Source organism: Virgisporangium aliadipatigenens (assembly GCF_016863615.1).
In the GTDB taxonomy this organism is placed as follows: Bacteria; Actinomycetota; Actinomycetes; order Mycobacteriales; family Micromonosporaceae; genus Virgisporangium; species Virgisporangium aliadipatigenens.
Map to the genome: position 1 here is coordinate 92,958 of NZ_BOPF01000021.1, position 19,877 is coordinate 112,834.

The following is a 19,877-nucleotide window of genomic DNA, read 5'->3' on the forward strand; positions in this document are numbered from 1 at the left end:
GGGCAGACGCTAGCGCGCGGGTACGACACTTTCCCGCACGACGTCCTCCACCGCCGGAGCGGCCGGCGCCTTCGTGGCAACGGTGCGCTGCGACAGCCATCCGCCCAGCAGCACGATCCCCGCGCCGAGCACCTGGTACCAGTGCAGGCGTTCGTCGAGGAGCGTGACGCCGACCGCCAGCGAGACCAGCGGGATCAGGTAGGTGACCGTGGAGGCCACCGTGGCACCGGCGTCGCGCACCAGCGAATGGTGCAGCAGGTAGGCGATGCCCGTGCCGAACACGCCGAGCGCCGCCACGGCGAGGGTCGAACGCAGCGGAAACGCCGAGGGAACCCCGCCGAGGAGGGGCGTCACGAGCGCCAGCTGCAGCGTCGCCATGAGCAGCTGTCCGCAGGCGAGCGCGGCGAGCGAGTAGCCGGTGCCGGTGAGGAACCGCCGCACGTACGCCCAGCCGGCCGCGTACAGGGCGGCGGCCGTGAGCGCCATCAGGGTCGGCACGCCGCCCGCGAACCCCTGCCACACGCCGAGCACCACGGCGACCCCGGCGAAGCCGGTGACCAGGCCGGCGAGGCGGGTGCGGGTGGGGCGTTCGTCGGGGAGCACGGCCAGCGCGACGAGAACGGTGAACAGCGGCGTGGTGGCGTTGCAGATGCCGGCGAGCGCGGACGGGATGTGTCGTTCGGCGTATCCGAACAGGGTGAACGGCACCGACGCCGTGATGGACGCCGCCACGAACAGGTGGCCCCAGACCTTGAGCGATCGCGGGAGGCGTTCGCGGCGCACGGCCACCACGGCGAGCAGCACCGCCGCCCCGAACGCCACCCGCCCGAGCGTCACCTGCGTCGGGTGGAACGCCTCGACGCCGAGCCGGATCAGCAGGAAGCTCACGCCCCAGATCGCGGCGAGCAGGACGAAACGGGGCACCCAGGTGGGCGAGGTGGGCTCTGGCGCGGTGGTGTTCATGCGTTCTACCCTGGTGCGGGCCAACGTTAAGCACAATTTATTTGATCTGTACACAACCTCGTAGGACTGCTGAAGTGTTCAACATGGATCGGCTGCGCGTCCTGCACGCCGTCGCGCGGCACGGGTCGATCAGCGCGGCCGCGGGCGTTCTGCACGTGACGACCTCGGCCGTCTCCCAGCAGCTCGCCAAGCTGGAGCGGGAGGTCGGCCAGGTGCTCACCGAGCGCAGCGGCCGCGGCATCCGACTGACCGACGCCGGCCACCTGCTCGCGGGTCACGCGGGCGGGCTGATCGCCGCGCTGGACGCGGCCGCGGCCGACCTCGCCGCCCATCGCGGCACGGTCGCGGGGCGGGTGACCATCGCGTTCTTCGCCTCCGCCGTGCGCGGTCTCGGCCCGGACACCCTCTCCCTTCTGCGGGAACGTCACCCGCTGCTCACGGTCCGGCTGGCCGAGCAGGAGCCGCCGGAGTCCGTGCCGCTGACGCTGCGGGGCGAGATCGACGTGGCGGTCGTGCTCGACCTGCCGGACGCGCCGTTCGCCGTGCCCGAGGGGCTGCTGCGCGAACCGCTGCTGGACGACGTGATCGACGTGGCGCTGCCGGCCACCCATCCGCTCGCCGGCGCCGGCACCATCACGCTGGACCAGCTGCCGGGCGAGGAGTGGATCAACTGGCCGGACGGCGGCTACTGCCACGCCTGGCTCTCGCGGACGCTGCGCCGCAACGGCGTCGAGCCGCGCATCACGCACACCGCCAACGAGTACTCCAGCCAGTTGGCGCTGGTGGCGGCCGGGTTCGGCGTCAGCGTGCTGCCCCGCCTCGGCCGCGAACGGATCCCCGCCGGCGTGCGGCTCGTGGCGCTGGACCCGACGCCGGTGCGCCAGCTCTACGCGGTGTGGCGGGCCGACACGGCGCACCGCCCGGCGATCGGCGCGACGGTGCGCGCGTTGCGGGACGCCGCTCAGCGGCACTGCGACGCGATGGCGACCGAGAGGCCCGTCGCCGCGGCGTGAGTCAGGGCAGGCGGCCGGCCTCGACCAGTTTCGCGAAGCGCTTGAGCGCGTGCGTGAGGCTGACCTTCGATCCCGGCCACACGACCGGCCACGCGACCTTGCCGGCCGCCCCGCCGGGCAGGTGGAACCACTCGTGCCAGACGACCTGGGTGCGCTCGCCCTCCATCGGCGTGCAGCGCAGCACGCCCGGCCCGCGCAGCACCTTGCCGTGGTGCACGACGTGCACGGTGCGCGGCGGATCGAGCTTGACGACCCGCATTTCGTCGCGCAGGACGGCCGGGCCGACCTTGGTGACCGCCTCGATCGAGGAACCCGGACCGCCGTCGCCCTCGACGACGCGCACGGACGTGAAGGGGATCCACTCGCCCTGGCGTTCCCAGGCGATGAACGCGGCGAAGACCCGATCGGCCGGCGCGTTGACGATCACCGTGGCGGTGACCTCTCCGGAGCCGGGGCGGGTGGCGTCGCCGAGCCCCGCGGCGGCCCCTCCCTCGACAGGTCCGCTCACTGCCTCCCGCTCGCTCATGAGGCATCCGCCTGGGCGGTCGCCTTCTCCTTCGCGGGCTTGCCGTTCTCGGCGGCGTTGTCCGCGGGGGCGTCGGTGTCGGCGTCATCGTCCGCGACGGCCGGCTCCTCGTTCTCGGCGATCTCGACCAGTTCCTCGTCGGAGACGGCCACCTCGGCCGCGGGCTTGTCGGCGGCCTCGTCGTCGGACTTGCCGGAACGCTTGCCCTCCGAGGAGTCCTTCGCGAGGGAGACCGCGCCGTCGCTGTCGGCGCCCTCGGTGGCGGTCTCGCTCTTCAGCGCGGCGAAGCGGGCCTCGCGCAGCCCGTCGGCCTCGGCGGTGTTGCCCGCCCGCAGCGCCGACACCTCGGCCTCGAGCACGGCGATGAGCTCCTCCTTGTACCCGATGTCGTAGGCCGCACGGCGCAGCGCCACGTCGACCTGGGCCATCCGGTACCCGCGCAGCGCGGTGTCGAACCGCAGCCGCAGGAAGTCCGCCTCCGCGAGCGGCCGGTCGAGCGGCAACGGCGCCGCGGCACCGTCGGGCTCGGCCGGGTCGAGGCCGGGGTCCGCGCCGGTCATGAGCGCGGCGACACCGAAAACCACCGCACCGATGATCAACGCGGCCAGGAGGACGAAGAGCGCCATGGGTCGATCGTGGCACGCTGACCCGTGGCGGGCGACCCCGCCACCCCGCAGACGACCGCACGATCTACCCAGAACGCACCCGGAGGCCCCAAGTGCCGAGGCCAGAAGCCCGTGACCGAAATGCCGGACTGCGTCTCGGCGCGCAATCATTCGGGCCGACGGACTACGCGGTCATGGCGATCGTCAACCGGACACCCGATTCCTTCTACGACCGCGGCGCCACGTTCGCCGAGGACGCCGCCCTGCGCGCGGTGGAAGCGGCCGTCGAGGCGGGGGCCGACATCATCGACATCGGCGGGGTGAAGGCCGGGCCGGGTGCCGAGGTCGACGCCGACGAGGAACTGCGCCGCACGGTGCCGACGGTGGCGGCGGTGCGCGCGCGGTTCCCGGGAGTGGTGATCTCGATCGACACGTGGCGGGCGAGGGTGGCGCGCGAGGCGGTGGCCGCCGGGGCCGACCTGCTCAACGACACCTGGGCCGGCGCCGACCCGGAACTGGCGGTGGCCGCCGCGGAGACCGGCGCCGGCCTGGTCTGTTCGCACGCCGGTGGGCTGACCCCGCGCACCCGGCCGCACCGGCCCGCGTTCGACGACGTGGTGGCGGACGTCGTGCGCACCGTGACCGGCCTGGCCGAACGCGCGGTCGCGGTCGGTGTGCGCCCGGACGGCATCCTGATCGACCCCGCGCACGACTTCGGCAAGAACACGTTCCAGTCGCTGGAGGTGAGCCGGCGCCTGGACGAACTGGCGGCGACGGGTTGGCCCCTGCTCGTGGCGCTGTCCAACAAGGACTTCATCGGCGAGACGCTTGACGTGCCGCTGGACCAGCGCCTGGAGGGCACGCTGGCGGCCACGGCGATCGCCGCGTGGCTGGGCGCGCGGGTGTTCCGGGCGCACAACGTGCGCGAGACCCGACGGGTGCTGGACACGGTCGCGGCGATCCGCGGGGACCGCCCGCCGAGGGTCAGCCGAAGGGGCCTGGCCTGAAAGGTTCAGACCCGTTCAGGCCCAGCGGAGCACGCGCTTGCGCCAGGCGTACAGCAGCCCGAGCGCCAGCACGGCCACGAAGATCGCCATCTCCACGACTGCGGCGCCGCCGAACCCGGGCCGGTCGAAAATCACGGCCCACGGGAAGAGAAACACGCTCTCGACCGCAAACAACGCATACAAATATGCGTACACGTAGTAGCGGATCTGGGCCTGTGCCCAGTCACCGCCGACCGGATCGAGCCCACACTCGTAAGACTCGAACTTCCCGGACGAAACGGACGGCCTACGGGGACGAAGTACACGATTGGCGGAAAAAGCACCCACGAAAACGAGTGCGCCGGCGAGTAGGGTGATGCCCAGCGTCGCGTACGAGCCGAGGTACCCGTCCATGATGCGAAGCGTACCGGTCTCGCTCCTGTTGATCCTGTTCTGCCTCGTCGGCGGTGCGCCCGCGGCAGCGGAGCCGACCCCCACGCCGTCGCCCTCCCCGACGGCTCCGCCGCCCGTGGTGCCGACCGTCGAGGCCGCCGACATCGCGGTCGACCCGGGCTACTGGCAGGGCACCACCGAGCGGTTCGCGCTGCGGATCACGATCGGCAACCCGTCCGACGAGGACGCGATCACCACGACCGACGTGATCCTGCCGCCCGACGTGACCCGCGTCGACGCCACGCCGGCCGCGGGCTGCACCGTCGCCGGCCTCAGCTTCACCTGCCCGCTCGCCGCCGGCGCCAAGGTCGCGCTGGAGGTCACGGTCGGGATCGCGAGCGGCGCGTGGCGGCAGCCCCAGCGCGGCCGGGTCAGGACCACCGCGCGGGTGGTGGGCGACCTCACGCCGGGCGTCGCCGAGGACACCTATGCGGTGTCGTTCCCGCCCGGGCCGCCGACACCGGGGATCGGGCTGGAGGTCAACGATCCCGTGCTGCGCGAAAACGGCCGCGACACCGTCGAGCTGGAGGTGCGGCTGCACAACTCGGGAGCCGTTCCGGCGCGCGGCGTCGTCGAGGTGCGACCGCCGGCCGGCGTCTCCGTGGCGACCGTCCCGTCCGTGTGCACCGCCCGCGACCGCACCGTCTCCGGCGAACGCTGCGAACTCGGCCGCATCCCCGCCGACCAGCAACTGCTGCTGGTGTTCGGGCTCACGGTGCCCGCCGCGGCGCGGTCGGCGGCCGAACTGCTCGGCTCCGTGCAGGCCACGCTCACCCCGGCCGTGCAGGACGGCCTGACCGTGCAATCGGAGTTCCATATCAGGATCCCGGAACCCGCGGCCAGCGTCACGCCGGGTGACGAGGGCGACGGTCCGGTGGCCGCGGCCGCCGAAGGCGCCCGGGGCGCCAACCGACTGCCGGACAGCGGCCCGATCGCGACCGCGCCGGTGAGCCGCACGCTTTCGATCATTCCCCTGCTCACGGCCGTCGCCGGCGCGTTCACGATCCTTGTCGTGCTGTCGTTGATCCGTCGCCGGTCCGGGTGAGGGACGTCACGGTTCGGCGATCAGGACACTGCGGCCGGTGTATTCCTTCGACGTACGCTCTAAGGGCAGACTCACTTGCCGGGTCGGCACCGCCGCCATCCCGCCCCCGCGAACCGTCCTGCCGATGACGCCGTATCCCTTGTGGAAGGGGGAGGCGCCACTCGGCCACGAGGAGGTAGAAGTCCGTGTCCAAGCAGGTCCGGCAGCTGGACCGCGTGGTCATCCGGTTCGCCGGTGACTCCGGTGACGGGATGCAGCTGACCGGTGACCGGTTCACGTCGGAAACCGCTCAGCTGGGTAATGACATATCGACGTTGCCCAACTTCCCCGCGGAGATCCGTGCCCCTGCGGGCACCCTGCCGGGGGTGTCCAGCTTCCAGGTGCACTTCGCCGACTTCGACATCCTCACGCCGGGCGACGCGCCCAATGTTCTCGTCGCGATGAATCCGGCCGCGCTCAAGGCGAATCTGCCGGACCTCCCGCGCGGTGCGGAGATCATCGTCAATACCGACGAATTCACCAAGCGGAACCTCGCGAAGGTCGGATATGCGACCAACCCGCTCGAGGACGGTTCGCTGAACGGCTACGCGCTGCACCCGGTCGCGCTGACGAGCATGACGATCAAGGCCCTGGAAGCGCTGGAGGTGTCCAAGAAGGACGCCGAGCGGGCCAAGAACATGTTCGCCCTCGGGCTGCTGTCGTGGATGTACTCGCGGCCGAGCGAGTCCACGCTCGACTTCCTCAACCGCAAGTTCGCCTCGCGGCCGCACCTGGCGCAGGCCAACATCGCGGCGTTCAAGGCGGGCTGGAACTTCGGCGAGACCACCGAGGACTTCGCCGTCCGCTACGAGGTGAAGCCCGCGCAGATGCCGCCCGGCACCTACCGCAACATCACCGGCAACGTGGCGCTGGCCCTCGGCGTCGTCGCGGCCGGCGTGCGCGCCAAGCTGCCGGTCTTCCTCGGCGCGTACCCGATCACGCCCGCCTCGGACGTGCTGCACGAGCTGTCCAAGCACAAGAAGTTCGGCGTGACGACCGTGCAGGCCGAGGACGAGATCGCGGCCGTCGGCGTGGCGCTCGGCGCCTCCTACGGCGGTGCGCTCGGCGTCACCACCACGTCCGGCCCCGGTGTCGCGCTCAAGGGCGAGACGATCTCGCTCGCCGTGGCGCTCGAACTGCCGCTGCTGATCATCGACGTGCAGCGCGCCGGTCCGTCGACCGGGCTGCCGACCAAGACCGAGCAGGCCGACCTCAACATGGCGCTGTTCGGCCGGCACGGCGAGGCACCCGTCGCGGTGATCGCGCCGAACTCGCCGTCGGACTGCTTCTACGCCGCCGTCGAGGCCGCCCGGATCGCGCTGAAGTACCGCACGCCGGTGCTGCTGCTGTCGGACGGGTACATCGCCAACGGTTCCGAGCCGTGGCGGCTGCCGGAGATCTCCGAGCTGCCCGACCTGCAGGTGGAGTTCGCCACCGCGCCCAACGGGCCGGACGGGCAGTTCCTGCCGTACCTGCGCGACCCCGAGACGTTGGCGCGGCCGTGGGCCGTTCCGGGCACGCCCGGGCTGGAGCACCGCATCGGTGGGCTGGAGAAGGCCGACAAGACCGGCGACATCTCCTACGACCCGGCCAACCACGACTTCATGGTGCGCACCCGGGCCGCCCGCATCGAGGGGATCCCGGTGCCGGACGTCGAGGTCGACGACCCGTCGGACAACGCGCGCATCCTGGTGCTGGGCTGGGGTTCGACCTACGGGCCGATCGGTGCCGCCTGCCGTGCGCTGCGCGCCCGCGGGATCGACATCGCGCAGGCGCACCTGCGGCACCTGTCGCCGATGCCGGCCAACCTCGGTGCCGTTCTCAAGAGCTACGACAAGGTCGTCATCCCGGAGATGAACCTCGGTCAGCTCGCCCACGTCATCCGCGCCCGGTTCCTGATCGACGCGATCGGCTACAACCAGGTCCGCGGCCTCCCGTTCACCGCCAACGAACTGGAGACCATGCTCGAAGAGGTGATCAAGAGTGCCTGAGGTGCCGCTCAAGCTGACCATGAAGGACTTCAAGTCCGACCAGGAGGTGCGCTGGTGCCCCGGCTGCGGGGACTACGCGATCCTGGCGGCGGTCCAGAACTTCATGCCGGAGCTGGGCATCCCGCGCGAGCGCATCACGTTCATCTCGGGGATCGGCTGCTCGTCGCGGTTCCCGTACTACATGAACACCTACGGGATGCACTCGATCCACGGGCGCGCCCCGGCCATCGCCTCCGGACTCTCGGTGTCGCGTCCCGACCTCTCCGTCTGGGTCGTCACCGGTGACGGCGACGCGCTCTCCATCGGTGGAAACCACCTGATCCACGCGCTGCGGCGCAACGTCAACCTGAAGATCCTGCTGTTCAACAACCGGATCTACGGGCTCACGAAGGGTCAGTACTCACCGACCTCGGAGCTGGGCAAGATCACCAAGTCGACGCCGGTCGGCTCGGCGGACTCGCCGTTCAACCCGATCTCGTTGGCGCTGGGCGCCGAGGCGACGTTCGTGGCGCGCACGCTGGACAGCGACCGCAAGCACCTCCAGTCGGTGCTGCGCGCCGCCGCCCAGCACGAGGGCTCGGCGTTCATCGAGATCTACCAGAACTGCAACATCTTCAACGACGGCGCCTTCGACACCCTGAAGGAGCCCGAGACCCGCGAGGACTACCTGATCCGCCTCGAACACGGCGAGCCGATCACGTTCGGCGCACAGGGTCAGTGGTCCGTGGTGCACCCGCCCGGCGGGTTCGGCCTGAAGGTGGTGCCGACGGAGTCGGCCGAGGCCAGCGACATCGTCATCCACGACCAGACGATCTCCGAACCGGCGTACGCGTTCGCGCTGTCGCGGCTGCCGGAGGGCGACAACCGGCACACGCCGATCGGGGTCTTCCGCTCGGTCGACCGCCCGTCCTACGACCGCCTGGTCACCGACCAGCTGACGGAGGCCAAGGCCAAGCTGACGGCCGAGCCCGAGGCCGAACTGGCGAGCCTGCTGAGCTCCGGCGACACCTGGACGATCCTGTAACGCGCTCTGTTGTTCGGCGGCGCCGGCCCTCCTGGGGGTCGGCGCCGCCGTCGTTCCATGGGCCGTCAGCCCGCCCGGAGGCGGTCGCGAAGCGACCTCGCGACCTGGGCCATGACCGCCTCGGCCCCGGGCTGGACCACCGCGGGGACGCTCGACTCCGTCAGGGCCGCTACGGCGTAGGTCGGGCCGTCGAGGTGTTCGACCACGCCGACCTCGTGCCGCAGGTTGAGCAGCGTCCCCGTCTTGGACGACCAGCGCGCCGCGTCGGAGGCGAAGTCGGGCGCGAGGCGCTGGCGGTGCAGGTTCATCGCCATCAGGTCGCGCACCCCTCGCGCCACCGCGGGGTCCACAGTGGACGGTCGCCAGAGCCCGGCCAGCAGGTCCACGAACGCCCGTGCGCTCCCCGTGCTCGCGCGGCTCACGTCCAACTGCGGCAGCGGATGGCCGCGCCCCTCGGTGGCGGCGCCGATCGCGAGCGAGTGCGCGAGGTGGCCCTTGCGCGGCTCGAAGCGTTCGGCCGGGGTGTCGTTGAGGACGTCGATCGCGTGCCGCACGACGATGCCGTCGAAACCCAGGGTGCGCAGCATCGCCGTCACCTCCTCCGGCGGCGTGAACCCGAACAGCGCGTCGGCGGCCGCGTTGTCGCTGATCGCCATCGCCAGGTAGAGCAGGTCCTCCAGCGCCACCGTCGCGGGATGGCGGAACCGGCTGATCCCCGGCGGCCCCGGCATCGCGACCGACCGGCCGGGCGGCACCACGACCGGCAGCGCCGGGTCGAGCGCGCCGGTGCGGACGCGTTCCAGGGTGGCGACCGCGAGCGGGATCTTGGCCAGCGACGAGACGGGATACCCGACGTCCGGCTCGATGCCCAGCTCGTCGCCGGTGTCGAGGTCGCGCACCAGGAAGGAGCCGCGCAGGCCGGCCTCCGCCAGCGCGTCCCGCGCGTCCCGCAGCACCGCCGCGATGCTCACGCCGCCCCCAGGCTGGTCGCCACCTCGTCGTGCAGGTCCTCGTGGACGCGCCGCGCGTCGTCCCGGGCGCCGGCCACCGCGTCGTAGCCCCGGGCCAGGTCCAACTCCCCGAGCGGCCGCCAGTGCAGGCCGAAGTCCGCCGCCTGCGCCCGGGAGCACAGCAGCAGGTCGTCCGAGCCGTACGCGTGGGCCGCCGCCGCGAAGAGCGTCGCCGCGACGCTCACCTGCCCCGGCCGCAGCCCCAGCGCGTCGCGCAGCCTGGTCAGCGGGTCGCGCACGTGCGGGACGTCGTCCTCGGGCTGGATCCAGACGCGCCGCCGTGGGTCGCGGTCCGCCCGCCCCGCGCGCAGCGTCTCCACATGGATCACAGGCGTCGGTGGAACGGCCGAAGCCGCCAGGCCCAGGGGGACACGCCATGCGCCCTCGTCCGCGGGCACCGCCAGCAGTGCGGCCCGCACCTCCAGCGCGCGATGCAGCTCGACGCGTTCGGCCGGATCCGCCGGGCACAGGTCGAGCACCAGGTCGTGCTCCCGGGCGGCGGCCACCAGAGCGGCCAGCGCACGCGGTGCGCACACCTGCGGAACGGCCAGGCGCAGCGGGCGCAACCGGGCCCGTTCGGCGTCGTGGCGCAGCGTCTCGGCCAGTTCGACCAGGCGGCGTGCGGAGGGCAGCAGGTCGCGGCCGAACGGCGTCAGCGTGACGCTGCGCGAGGAACGGTCGAAGAGGCGGCCGCCGAGGTGGCGTTCGAGCGCGGCGATGCGGCGACTCGCCACCGACTGCGGGATCCGGGCGGCGGCCGCCCCGACGGTGAAGCTGGCGTGGCCGCTGACCGCCACGAACGCCCGACACGCCGCCACCACATCCACGACCGCACTGTATGCCGGAACGGCATCGACGAGCACATCCGCGTCTTGGACGGCATCGAGCATCGCTGGCAGGCTCCCCCCAATGCACCGCAGATGGGACAACGCCATGCTCAAACCGCTGCTGGCCGCCGCCGTCGCCGGCATCGCGCTCGCCGGCTGCGCCACCGACCCGACGCCCGCCCGGGACGGCACACCGCCCTCGGCGACACCGTCCGCGGCCGATCCCGGGTTCAAGGCCCTGGAGACGGAGTTCGGGGCGCGGCTCGGGCTGTACGCCGTCGACACCGGCTCCGGGCGCACCGTCACCTGGCGCGCCGACGAACGCTTCGCGTACGCCTCGACGTTCAAGGCGCTGGCCGCCGCGCAGGTTCTGGATGCCACGACCGCCGCCGAACTGGACACCGTCGTCAGGTACACGGCCGCCGACCTCGTCACCTATTCGCCGGTCACCGAGAAGCGCGTCGAGTCCGGTATGACGCTGCGCGAGATCTGCGACGCGGCCGTCCGCTACAGCGACAACACCGCCGGCAATCTCATGCTGCGCAAGCTCGGTGGGCCGGCCGGGTTCGAGAAGGGACTCCGGGACCTCGGCGACACGGTGAGCGACCCCGAACGCTGGGAGACCGACCTGAACGAGGCCACCCCCGGAGACGTCAGGGACACGAGCAGCCCGCGGGCGCTCGCCGCCGACCTGCGCGCCTACGTCGTCGGCGACGCCCTCGACGCGGAGGACCGCCCGGTCCTCATCGACTGGCTGAAGCGCAACACCACCGGCGATCAGACGATCCGGGCCGGTGCACCGGCCGGTTGGAGCGTCGGCGACAAGACCGGCAGCGCCGGATACGGCGGCCGCAACGACATCGCCGTGCTGTGGCCGCCGGACGGTCGCGCACCCGTCGTGCTCGCCGTCCTGTCCGCCAAGGACGCCAAGGACGCCAAGTCCGACAACGCCCTGCTGGCCCGCGCGACGACCGTTGCGATGACGGCGCTAGCGGCGAAGTAGCGAACGCACCGTCACGAGAAGCGCGGCGGCGGCCAGCAGCACCAGCGACGCCGCCGCCGCGAGGCCCACCGCCTGATACGTCAACGCCGTCCACAGTGGACGATCCAACGGCGTCGGCAGCTGCGTGTACCCGGTCACGGCGAGCACCGGCACCGCGCAGAGGGCACCCGCCGCCGCGAAGCCCAGGGCCACCCGACGCGGTGCGCCGTCCGGCAGGCGCACACCCCGCCGCCACACCCACAGCGTCACCAGCCAGCCGCACAGCGCCCCGAGCAGCCCGCCGAACGCCGCCACCGGCGCCACCCACATCGGCCGCGCCCGCAGCACGTCCAGCCGCACGAACGCGTCCCCGTCCGGCGCGAACTCCACCCGCCACGGCCCCTTCACCGCGGAGAAGCCCCCCGCCGTCGGGGAGACCGTCCAGCCGGCCGTCGCCAGGCGCACCCGCGAATCGGAAAGGGCGGGCTCAGGGCGTTCCCCCGGAATCCGGAACCGGACCCGGCCCGGACCGTAGGCGCCGCTCGGGTCGTAACCGAAGCGGACGTCGAAACGCTCGGGAGGCGGCACCGCAGCGCCCATCACCAGCCGCGCCAACGCCGAGGCCTCCCGGTCCGACGGCAACGGCCCGGCCGCCTGCCACGCCGCCCGCTCCGCGACCGCCGCACCCGCGAGCGCACCCAGAACGGCACCGAACACCGCGACGGCCAGGGCGAGCACCGTCGCCGACCGCCTTGCCCGCACCAGGGTCAGCGCCACGGTGTCAGAGTATCCGCGTCGACAGGTCCAGCCGGCGCGGCGTCCACGACGGCGCGTCCGTCACCAGATCCGGATGCTCGACCGCCATCGCCGAGGTCACCGCCTCGGCCAGCGGCAGCGCGCACCCCTCCGCGTAGGCGGCGTCGAACGCCCGATCGCCCAGCCTCTCCCGCAGGTCGTTCTCGCGGCGGCTCCAGTACATGCCCATGGCGCCCGGCACCAGGTGCAACGCCGCGCGCCCCGCCTGCGCCGCGCCGAACAGCCGCGCCGCCACCAACGGCTGCCCGCCGGAGGCGCACCGCACCGCGAACGCCGCCACCGTCTCGCACACGCCCGCGTGGAACCCGTGCGCCATCCGCGCCCGCAACGTCACCAGCAGATGGTCGTGCGCCGCCACCACGTCGCCGCGTTCCACCGCCACCAGGCCCAGCAGCAGGTCGACCGTGCGCCGGGCCCGATCCGCCGGACGCGACTGTTCCCACGGCCGCGCCGCCGCCAGCACGTCCGCCGCCTCGTCCCAGGCCCCCTGCCGCCAGAGCAGCTGAGCCAGGCAGTACACCGCCGGCAGCGCCTCCACCGGCACACCCTCGCGGCGACCCACGTCGATCGCCTCCCGGCAGGCGCGTTCGGCCTCGGCGTCGCGGCCCAGATCGCGCAGCGGCGCACCCCGTGCGGCCAGAACGCGCACCAGCTCCGCCGGATCGCCGGCCCTTCGCGCCAGTTCCTCCGCGCGCCGCACGAACGACAACTGCTCCGCGTAGCCGCCCTCGGCACCCACGAACGCCGCGTACATCCGGTGCGCGCCGGCGATCTCCACGTCGGGGATGTGTTCGGCCGTCGCGGATGCGCGTTCGTACACCAGGTGCAGCCAGCGGCGGCCCTCGCGGGCCAGACCCCGTTCGTGCCACCACTGCGCGAACGCGTCCACCAGCGCGATGCCGTCCCGGGCGCTGCCGCCCGACGTCGTCCAGTCCAGTGCCGCGCGCACCTCGTCGGCGAACGGATCCAGGTGGTACAGCTCCGGCGGCGCGGCCCGAACGGTGTGCCGGCACCAGGCGACGTGCCGGTCGCGGGCGGCGTTCTCCTCGCCGGCCTGGCGCAGCAGCCGCACCGCGTAGCCGCGCACCGTCTCCGGTACGCGGTAGCCGTTCCAGCCGCGGTCGAGCAGGCACTTGTCGACCAGCACGGCCAACGGGTCCAGCGGGTCGTCGCCGTGCACGGCCTCCACAGTGGACAGTTCGACCGGGCCGTGGAAGACCGACAACCGGCGCAGCAGCCGCGCCGGACCCGGCGGCAGCGTCCGGTACGACCACTCCAGCGAGGCGCTCATCGTGCTGTGCCGGCCGGTGCCGGCGCGTCCCGCGTCCAGCAGGCCGAGCAGATCCGACAGGCGCTTCGCCACCTGCGCCGCGGGCAGCAGCCGCATCCGGGCGCCGGCCAGCTCCAGCGCCAGCGGCAACCCGTCCAGCCGGGCGGCCACCCGGGTCAGGTCCGGCAGTTCGGACGCGGGCACCGCGCGATCCCCGCGCGCCGCCGCCGCCCGCACGGCCAGCAGGCGCGTCGCGTCGCCCAGCTCCATCGCCGGAATCCGCCACACCACCTCCCCGGGCACGTGCAGCGGCTCGCGGCCGGTCGCCAGCACGACCGTTCCCGCGCCGCCGCCGAGCACCCGCGTCGCGAGCGCGGCCGCCGCCTCCGGATGGGTGTCGCACGTGTCGAGAACGAGCAGCAGCCGGCGCGCCGCCACGTAGTCCGCGATCGTGTCGCCCAGCGGCCGTCCCGGCTCGGGGCGCAGGCCCAGCGCGTCGGCCACCTTGCGTTCGACCCCGGCCGGATCGGCCACGTCCGCCAGGTCGGCGAACCACACGCCGTCCGGGCAGGTCGCCACGCGCCGGCGGGCCACCTCGACGGCCAGCCGCGTCTTGCCGGCACCACCCGGGCCGACGACCGTCACGAGACGGCGTTCCTCGACGAGACGGGCCAGCTCCCGCTGCTCCGCCGCCCGCCCCACGAACGACTCCAGCGCCGCCGGCAGGTTGTGCGGCGCCACCAGGGTCCCCCGCGGCCGGGGGAACTCCCGCACCAGTCCCGGGCCGACCAGCTGGAAGAGCCGTTCCCGCGAGTCGAACCCGCGCAGCCGGTGCAGGCCCAGATCGCGCAGGGAGATCCCGCTCGGCAGTTCCCCGGCGAGCGCGGCGGTCGCCGAGGAGCACAGCACCTGCCCGCCGTGCGCGCTGCCGGCCACCCGGGCCGCCCGGTGCACCTCGGCCGTGGCGTACTCCCCGCCGTACGGCCGGGCCGGGCCGGTGTGCAGCCCCATCCGCACCTGCGGCGGGAACGGCACCGACCACTCGTGAGCCGCCAGCCGCCGCTGCGCCTCGGCACACGCCGCCAGCGCCGCACCCGGGTCGGGGAAGGCGAAGAAGAGCGAGTCACCCTCGCTGAACAGCTCGTACCCGCCGGCGAGCGCAGCCCGCAGCACCCTGCGGTGCTCGCTGAGCATGTCCCGGTACCGGATACCGAGCAGCTGTGCCAGCCTCGTCGAGCCCTCGATGTCCGTGAAGAGGAACGTCACCAATCCGGCGGGTAGACGCATCCGAACCGACACCCCAGGACCTCCGCCTCCCTGCCAGGCGCGCAACCGTACTGCCGTACATCGGACTGAACGACACCGGCATGCCTCGGATGTGGCCCGGACGCCCGGTTCGGGACGCCGTTCGTCCTGCGTCAGCGAGCCGACCGGTGAATCACGCGGGGATGGTCGGCTCGACAGCGGTAACCGTCGTCAGCAGCCGCACGCACCACCGCAACAGCCGCCGCCCGCACCGGGGGACGGTACCGCCTGGCCCCGTCCGGTGAAGGCCACCGTCGACAGCAGCTTGACGGTGTCGTCGTGACCGGAGGGACACGCCGCGGGTGCGTTGGCGTCCTTCATGGCGCGATTCAGCTCGAACGTCTCGCCGCAGGCGCGGCATCGGTACTCGTAGCGGGGCATGGTTACAGATTATGGGCCGACATCGGCAATACTCGACGGCGTGAGCGAGGCGAGCGAGGCGGTCGGACGCGATCGCGAACAGCGGACCAGACTGCGTCCGGCGGTGCCGGCACCCCGTAAGCCGGGCGATCCGGGCTTACCGGTCACGCCTGACACACCTGACGCGGCCGCCTCGACCGCTTCCTCCGCTCCCGCGGGGGTCGACGCGACCGATGCGGCGGTGGCGAGCGGCTCCACCGGACCAGCGTCCACCACGACGCCGGCCACCGCGGGCGCGGGCGACGCCGCCACCGGAACGAGTGACGGCGCCGCTGATACGGGGGACTCCCCCGCGGAGACGGCCGCCGCGGACTCCGCAGCCGCCGACAAGTCCGCCGACGCCGAGGGCCAGCCCACCGGCGGCAAGGCCCCCGAGACGGCCGCCGAATCGGACGGGTCCACGAAGGCCGCTGCCGCCGAGGCCGGGCCGGCCGCCGACAGCAAGACCGCCGAGGCCAAGACGGCCGAGGCCAAGACCGTCGACGGGAAGACGGCCGAAGCGGAGAAGCCCGCCGACGGCAAGGTGGATCTCGTCAAGCGCGACAGCGCCGCCGCGGCCAAGGACGGCGCCTCCACCAAGGTCGACCTGGTCAAGGTGACCCGCCGCCCGAGCCCCGCCCACCTGCGCACCGACACCACCGGCGCGCACCGCCGGCCGATGCGCGGCGCGGCCGGGGCCATCGGCCGGGCCGCCCGCCGCGGCGCCCGCGGCACCCGCGCCTGGTCCCGCCGGCCGTCCGGCCGGATGGTGCTGCCGGGCCTGTTCATGCTGGCGCTCGTGGTGGCCGTCGCCGGCGGCGGCCTCGCCGTCGAGCGCACCCAGGGCAAGCCGGTCGCCGCCCCGCAGGCGTCCCCCTCGCAGTCCGAGGAGCCGGCGCCGGACGCCGGTGCGGAGGACCCGAGCGCGGGCCTGCCGAGCGGCGGGCCCGACTCCGACGCCGGGTTCGTCCCGGCCCGCCGGCCCGCGGACTCGCTGGCCACCTGGGCCTCCCCGATGGCGGTCCGCACGGGCGTCCCGGTGATCGCGCTCCAGGCGTACGGTTTCGCGGAACTGGTCGTCACGCAGGAGTCCCCCACGTGTCACCTGCGCTGGACCACCCTCGCCGGCATCGGCAAGATCGAGTCGGACCACGGGCGCGGCAACGGTTCGAGCCTCGCGAACGACGGACGGGTCAACCCGGCGATCATGGGCCTCCCGCTCGACGGCCAGGGCAACCGGCGTGCAATACCCGACACCGACAGCGGGGAACTCGACGGCGACCGCACCTGGGACCGCGCGATGGGACCGATGCAGTTCATCCCGAGCACGTGGGCGCGATTCGCCGCCGACGGCGATTTCGACGGCGTGACAGATCCGCAGGACATCGACGACGCCGCATTGGCCGCAGGGCGCTACCTGTGCGCGGGCAACCGGGACCTGGACACCGCCGAGGGCTGGAAAGCAGCCATCCTCTCGTACAACAACGTTCAGACCTATGTGGACAACGTGTTCACGGCGGCCAATGACTATGGGGCCAAGAGTCGCGTCTGATCATCCACATGCGGCGTGACCTGGTGGACTTTCTGTGTCAGTGACCCTTCCGCAACGGGCTGTTCATCGGCAAGCTAGACGGGTGATGGTGCGCGAGTGGGAGCCGTCGATGGCGTCGGACGCCGAGGTGGCGGCAGTGGTGGACCTGCTCAACGCCGCGGTCGAGGTGGACACGCCCGGTGATCCACCCTGGATCGTGGACGGCTTCCGGGAGTACGTCGCGACCACGATGCCGGGTGAGCGGCGTGCCGCCTGGGTCGTCGGCGAGGAGGGTGGTCCCCTGCTCGGCTACGCCATGATGCTGCTGATGGACGACATGGGCGTCTTCGAGCTGTCGGTGCACCCGGAGGCGCGCCGGCACGGCGTCGGCAGCGCGCTGCTGCTCGCGGCCGCCCGCCGGGCCAGCGACGAGGGCATCCCGTCGCTTGGCATCGAGGTCGTCGGGGACACGCCGGCGGTGCCGTTCTACGAGGGGCACGGCTTCCGGTGGGCGTACGCCGAGATGCGAAACGTGCTCGATCTGTCCACTGTGGACTGGCAGCGGCTGGACGAGATGGCGCGCGGCATCGGTTCCGGGTACCGGGTGGAGGCCTATCCGGGCGGGCCGCCCGAGGAGTTGTACGCCGCGTACGCCGCCGCCAAGGAGTCGGTGCGCGGCGACGATCCGGCCGACCTGGAACTGCGGCCAAGTTCGTACGATCCGGAGCGGCTGCGCGACAGCCTCGCCACCCTGCACGCGCGCGGGCTCAAGCCCTACATCGTGCTGGCCATCCACGAGTCCACCGACACGGTGGCGGGCCTGACCGAGGTGGTCGTGCCGCGCCAGCGCCCGAGCCGCGCCGACCAGTACGACACGGTCGTCGTGCCGGAACACCGGGGCTACGGGCTCGGGCGGGCGTTGAAGGCGCGCATGCTGTTCGAGCTGAAGGCGGCGGAGCCGACGCTGCGCGAGGTGCAGACCTGGCACGACGCCGAAAACGAGCCACTGTTGAAGGTCAACGCCGAGCTGGGGTTCCAGCCCGATCGCGAGTGGCGCGAGTACGAGGTCGAGGTGGTCGACCTGCTGCACCGGCTCCGGCCGGCCGTCCTGTAGGCGCTACTTGGCGCGCAGCGCGGGGATCACCTGCGTCTTGTACAGCTCGAAGAACTCCCGCACGTACGGGCCGGTGTTCGCCACGTAGATCTCGTCGTAGCCGGCCTTCACGTACTGGTCGAACATCATGAGCTGCTTCTCCGGATCCGGGCCGCACGCGAACGACTCCTTGATCATGTCCGGCGTGACCAGTGAACCGGCCTGCTCGAAGTGCTTCGGCGACGGCAGCACCTGCGACAGTTCGCCGGGGACGCCGGCGTTCGGCCACCGTTCGTGGGCGATGCGCACACCCTCGTCCTCGGTCGGCGCGTAGCACGCCTTGAACCCGGCCTGCGTGGGCTTGTTGCCGCCCCCGCCGCTGCGGAACTTCTCCACCGCGTCCGCGGCGGGTGCCACCGAGCAGAAGCCGTCACCGATGCGCGCCGCCAGCTCGATCGCCTTGGGGCCGAACCCGGAGACGTACACCTTCACGGGCTCCTGCGGGAGCGTGTAGATGCGGGCGTTCTCCACGGTGTAGTGCTTGCCGTAGTGGTTGACGAAGTCGCCCTCCCACAGTTTGCGCATCACCTCGACGGCCTCTTCGAGCATTTCGAGGCGGATCTGCGCGCTCGGCCACGGGTCGCCGAGGATGTGTTCGTTCAGCGCCTCGCCCGAGCCGACCCCGAGCACGAACCGCCCCTCGTGCAGCACCGCGCTGGTGGCGGCCGCCTGGGCGAGAACGGCCGGGTGGATGCGCACGGTGGGACAGGTGACCGCAGTCGTGACCGGCAGCCGGCACACCTGACTCAACGCGCCGATGGTCGACCACACGAACGGGCTTTGCCCCTGCGCGTCGACCCACGGGTGATAGTGGTCCGAGATCCACAGGGCCTCAAAGCCGGCGTCCTCGGCCAGCTTGGCCTGCTCGACGAGTTCGGTAGGTCCGAAGTCCTCGGACGACAGAAAGTAACCGATCCGCATGAGCAGACGGCTACCCCGTCACGCGCGCCTCACACCCGGCGGAGCAGGCCCGCCGCCTCGACGGCCCAGTAGGTCAGGATCTGGTCGGCGCCGGCGCGGCGGATGCTGGTCAGCGTCTCCAGGATGGCCGCCTCGCGGTTGATCCAGCCGTTGGCCGCGGCCGCCTCGACCATCGCGTACTCGCCGGAGATCTGGTACGCGCTCACCGGCACGTCCACCGCCTGGCGCACCGCCGACACCACGTCGAGGTACGGCAGCGCCGGCTTGACCATGACCATGTCGGCGCCCTCCTCGACGTCCAGGGCGACCTCGCGCAGGGCCTCGCGGATGTTGCCGCCGTCCTGCTGGTACGTCTTGCGGTCGCCCTTCAGCGACGACTCGACCGCCTCGCGGAACGGCCCGTAGAACGCCGACGCGAACTTGGCCGCGTACGCCAGGATCGCCGTCTCGCCGAACCCGGCCTCGTCCAGCGCGCGCCGCACGGCACCGACCTGGCCGTCCATCATCCCGGACAGGCCAAGCACGTGCGCCCCGGCGGAGGCCTGGGCGACGGCCATCTCGCCGTAGACGTCAAGCGTCATGTCGTTGTCGACGGTGCCGTCCGGGCCGAGCACGCCGCAGTGCCCGTGCGAGGTGAACTCGTCCAGGCACAGGTCGCTCATCACGACCGTGCTGTCACCGACCTCTGCGAGCACGTCGCGCAGCGCCACGTTGAGGATGCCGTCGGGGGCGCACCCCGCGGAGCCGTCCTCGTCCTTCTCCTGCGGAACGCCGAAGAGCATCAGCCCGCCGATGCCCGCCTGCACGGCCTCGACGGCCGCCTTGCGCAGCGAGTCGCGCGAGTGCTGCACCACGCCCGGCATCGAGGAGATCGGCCGCGGCTCGCTCAGCCCTTCCTTCACGAACATCGGCAGGATGAACTGCGCGGGATCCAGCCGCGTCTCGGCGACCAGGCGGCGCAGCGCGGGTGTGCGCCGCAGCCGCCGCATCCGAACGTCCGGAAATCCCATGACGGGCC

19 protein-coding genes are annotated in these 19,877 nt (G+C 72.6%); 8 read left to right on the forward strand and 11 right to left on the reverse strand.

Features of this window, described 5'->3' with window-relative positions; all coding sequences use genetic code 11:
- Nucleotides 1–9: 9 nt before the first annotated feature.
- Nucleotides 10–963, reverse strand: coding sequence for a DMT family transporter (locus Val02_RS27015; RefSeq protein ID WP_203902026.1), 954 nt, complete (start codon nt 961–963; stop codon nt 10–12).
- 83 nt (nt 964–1,046) lie between these two features.
- Here Val02_RS27015 and Val02_RS27020 point away from each other — a divergent pair, with 83 nt between their 5' ends.
- Nucleotides 1,047–1,976 (forward strand): LysR family transcriptional regulator, encoded by a 930-nt coding sequence (locus Val02_RS27020; RefSeq protein ID WP_239153356.1) that lies wholly within the window; start codon nt 1,047–1,049, stop codon nt 1,974–1,976.
- A gap of 1 nt (nt 1,977) precedes the next feature.
- On the opposite strand, the gene Val02_RS27025 is transcribed toward Val02_RS27020, so the two are convergent.
- Together Val02_RS27025 and Val02_RS27030 are read right to left on the reverse strand one after the other, a co-directional pair.
- Nucleotides 1,978–2,502, reverse strand: a complete 525-nt coding sequence (locus Val02_RS27025; RefSeq protein ID WP_203902028.1) for an SRPBCC family protein — start codon at nt 2,500–2,502, stop codon at nt 1,978–1,980.
- Nucleotides 2,499–3,128 (reverse strand): DivIVA domain-containing protein, encoded by a 630-nt coding sequence (locus tag Val02_RS27030; RefSeq protein WP_203902029.1) that lies wholly within the window; start codon nt 3,126–3,128, stop codon nt 2,499–2,501. Before Val02_RS27030 ends, Val02_RS27025 begins: the two co-directional genes overlap by 4 nt.
- Before the next feature lie 173 nt (nt 3,129–3,301).
- On the opposite strand from Val02_RS27030, the gene folP reads away from it, so the two are divergent.
- Entirely contained in the window at nt 3,302–4,114 is an 813-nt protein-coding gene (gene folP / locus Val02_RS27035) for a dihydropteroate synthase (RefSeq protein ID WP_203902030.1), read from the forward strand.
- Between the two features lie 15 nt (nt 4,115–4,129).
- Here folP and ndhC read toward each other — a convergent pair whose 3' ends face one another.
- Complete coding sequence (gene ndhC, locus Val02_RS27040; RefSeq protein WP_203902031.1) at nt 4,130–4,507, reverse strand: NADH-quinone oxidoreductase subunit A; 378 nt, start codon at nt 4,505–4,507, stop codon at nt 4,130–4,132.
- On the opposite strand from ndhC, the gene Val02_RS27045 reads away from it, so the two are divergent.
- From Val02_RS27045 to Val02_RS27055, 3 genes are all read left to right on the forward strand, one after another.
- A complete protein-coding gene (locus tag Val02_RS27045; RefSeq protein ID WP_203902032.1) occupies nt 4,506–5,591 on the forward strand; it encodes a hypothetical protein in 1,086 nt (361 codons plus the stop codon). The two genes, ndhC and Val02_RS27045, sit on opposite strands and share 2 nt — an antisense overlap.
- Before the next feature lie 185 nt (nt 5,592–5,776).
- Nucleotides 5,777–7,621 carry a 2-oxoacid:acceptor oxidoreductase subunit alpha gene (locus tag Val02_RS27050; protein ID WP_203902033.1) on the forward strand — a complete coding sequence of 615 codons (1,845 nt, stop codon included), beginning with the start codon at nt 5,777–5,779 and terminating at the stop codon, nt 7,619–7,621.
- 19 nt (nt 7,622–7,640) lie between these two features.
- On the forward strand, nt 7,641–8,645 hold the full coding sequence (locus Val02_RS27055; protein ID WP_203902131.1) for a 2-oxoacid:ferredoxin oxidoreductase subunit beta: 1,005 nt from the start codon (nt 7,641–7,643) through the stop codon (nt 8,643–8,645).
- Between the two features lie 65 nt (nt 8,646–8,710).
- Here Val02_RS27055 and Val02_RS27060 read toward each other — a convergent pair whose 3' ends face one another.
- Complete coding sequence (locus Val02_RS27060) at nt 8,711–9,616, reverse strand: serine hydrolase (RefSeq protein WP_203902034.1); 906 nt, start codon at nt 9,614–9,616, stop codon at nt 8,711–8,713.
- A complete protein-coding gene (locus Val02_RS27065; RefSeq protein ID WP_203902035.1) occupies nt 9,613–10,482 on the reverse strand; it encodes a LysR family transcriptional regulator in 870 nt (289 codons plus the stop codon). The genes Val02_RS27060 and Val02_RS27065 overlap by 4 nt, the downstream gene beginning before the upstream one ends.
- 106 nt (nt 10,483–10,588) lie before the next feature.
- Between Val02_RS27065 and bla the strand changes: the two genes are divergently transcribed.
- On the forward strand, nt 10,589–11,485 hold the full coding sequence (gene bla, locus Val02_RS27070) for a class A beta-lactamase (protein WP_203902132.1): 897 nt from the start codon (nt 10,589–10,591) through the stop codon (nt 11,483–11,485).
- Here the strand turns inward: bla and Val02_RS27075 are convergent.
- The 3 genes from Val02_RS27075 to Val02_RS27085 form a co-directional block, all read right to left on the reverse strand.
- Complete coding sequence (locus Val02_RS27075) at nt 11,471–12,241, reverse strand: hypothetical protein (protein ID WP_203902036.1); 771 nt, start codon at nt 12,239–12,241, stop codon at nt 11,471–11,473. The genes bla and Val02_RS27075 overlap by 15 nt on opposite strands.
- Before the next feature lie 4 nt (nt 12,242–12,245).
- Nucleotides 12,246–14,837 (reverse strand): ATP-binding protein, encoded by a 2,592-nt coding sequence (locus Val02_RS27080; RefSeq protein WP_203902037.1) that lies wholly within the window; start codon nt 14,835–14,837, stop codon nt 12,246–12,248.
- Nucleotides 14,838–15,026: 189 nt separating this feature from the next.
- The gene (locus Val02_RS27085; RefSeq protein WP_203902038.1) at nt 15,027–15,236 is read right to left on the reverse strand and encodes an FmdB family zinc ribbon protein; all 210 of its coding nucleotides are present in this window, start codon (nt 15,234–15,236) and stop codon (nt 15,027–15,029) included.
- A gap of 40 nt (nt 15,237–15,276) precedes the next feature.
- Between Val02_RS27085 and Val02_RS27090 the strand changes: the two genes are divergently transcribed.
- Together Val02_RS27090 and Val02_RS27095 are read left to right on the forward strand one after the other, a co-directional pair.
- Entirely contained in the window at nt 15,277–16,806 is a 1,530-nt protein-coding gene (locus tag Val02_RS27090) for a lytic transglycosylase domain-containing protein (RefSeq protein WP_203902039.1), read from the forward strand.
- A gap of 40 nt (nt 16,807–16,846) precedes the next feature.
- Nucleotides 16,847–17,899: a GNAT family N-acetyltransferase gene (locus Val02_RS27095; protein WP_275415619.1), complete on the forward strand. Its 1,053-nt coding sequence runs from the start codon at nt 16,847–16,849 to the stop codon at nt 17,897–17,899.
- Nucleotides 17,900–17,902: 3 nt separating this feature from the next.
- Here Val02_RS27095 and Val02_RS27100 read toward each other — a convergent pair whose 3' ends face one another.
- The gene (locus tag Val02_RS27100) at nt 17,903–18,859 is read right to left on the reverse strand and encodes a TIGR03557 family F420-dependent LLM class oxidoreductase (protein WP_203902041.1); all 957 of its coding nucleotides are present in this window, start codon (nt 18,857–18,859) and stop codon (nt 17,903–17,905) included.
- A gap of 29 nt (nt 18,860–18,888) precedes the next feature.
- Nucleotides 18,889–19,869, reverse strand: coding sequence for a porphobilinogen synthase (gene hemB / locus Val02_RS27105; protein ID WP_203902042.1), 981 nt, complete (start codon nt 19,867–19,869; stop codon nt 18,889–18,891).
- Between the last annotated feature and the right edge of the window lie 8 nt (nt 19,870–19,877).

Excerpts from the sequence above, each read along its gene's own strand:
- Val02_RS27055 (WP_203902131.1), top strand. The coding sequence starts at position 7,641 with ATGAAGGACTTCAAGTCCGACCAGGAGGTGCGCTGGTGCCCCGGCTGC.
- Val02_RS27045 (WP_203902032.1), top strand. The coding sequence starts at position 4,506 with ATGATGCGAAGCGTACCGGTCTCGCTCCTGTTGATCCTGTTCTGCCTC.
- Val02_RS27100 (WP_203902041.1), bottom strand. The coding sequence starts at position 18,859 with ATGCGGATCGGTTACTTTCTGTCGTCCGAGGACTTCGGACCTACCGAA.
- bla (WP_203902132.1), top strand. The coding sequence starts at position 10,589 with ATGCTCAAACCGCTGCTGGCCGCCGCCGTCGCCGGCATCGCGCTCGCC.
- Val02_RS27020 (WP_239153356.1), top strand. The coding sequence starts at position 1,047 with ATGGATCGGCTGCGCGTCCTGCACGCCGTCGCGCGGCACGGGTCGATC.
- Val02_RS27085 (WP_203902038.1), bottom strand. The coding sequence starts at position 15,236 with ATGCCCCGCTACGAGTACCGATGCCGCGCCTGCGGCGAGACGTTCGAG.
- Val02_RS27015 (WP_203902026.1), bottom strand. The coding sequence starts at position 963 with ATGAACACCACCGCGCCAGAGCCCACCTCGCCCACCTGGGTGCCCCGT.
- Val02_RS27030 (WP_203902029.1), bottom strand. The coding sequence starts at position 3,128 with ATGGCGCTCTTCGTCCTCCTGGCCGCGTTGATCATCGGTGCGGTGGTT.
- ndhC (WP_203902031.1), bottom strand. The coding sequence starts at position 4,507 with ATGGACGGGTACCTCGGCTCGTACGCGACGCTGGGCATCACCCTACTC.
- Val02_RS27025 (WP_203902028.1), bottom strand. The coding sequence starts at position 2,502 with ATGAGCGAGCGGGAGGCAGTGAGCGGACCTGTCGAGGGAGGGGCCGCC.
- folP (WP_203902030.1), top strand. The coding sequence starts at position 3,302 with ATGGCGATCGTCAACCGGACACCCGATTCCTTCTACGACCGCGGCGCC.
- Val02_RS27080 (WP_203902037.1), bottom strand. The coding sequence starts at position 14,837 with ATGCGTCTACCCGCCGGATTGGTGACGTTCCTCTTCACGGACATCGAG.
- hemB (WP_203902042.1), bottom strand. The coding sequence starts at position 19,869 with ATGGGATTTCCGGACGTTCGGATGCGGCGGCTGCGGCGCACACCCGCG.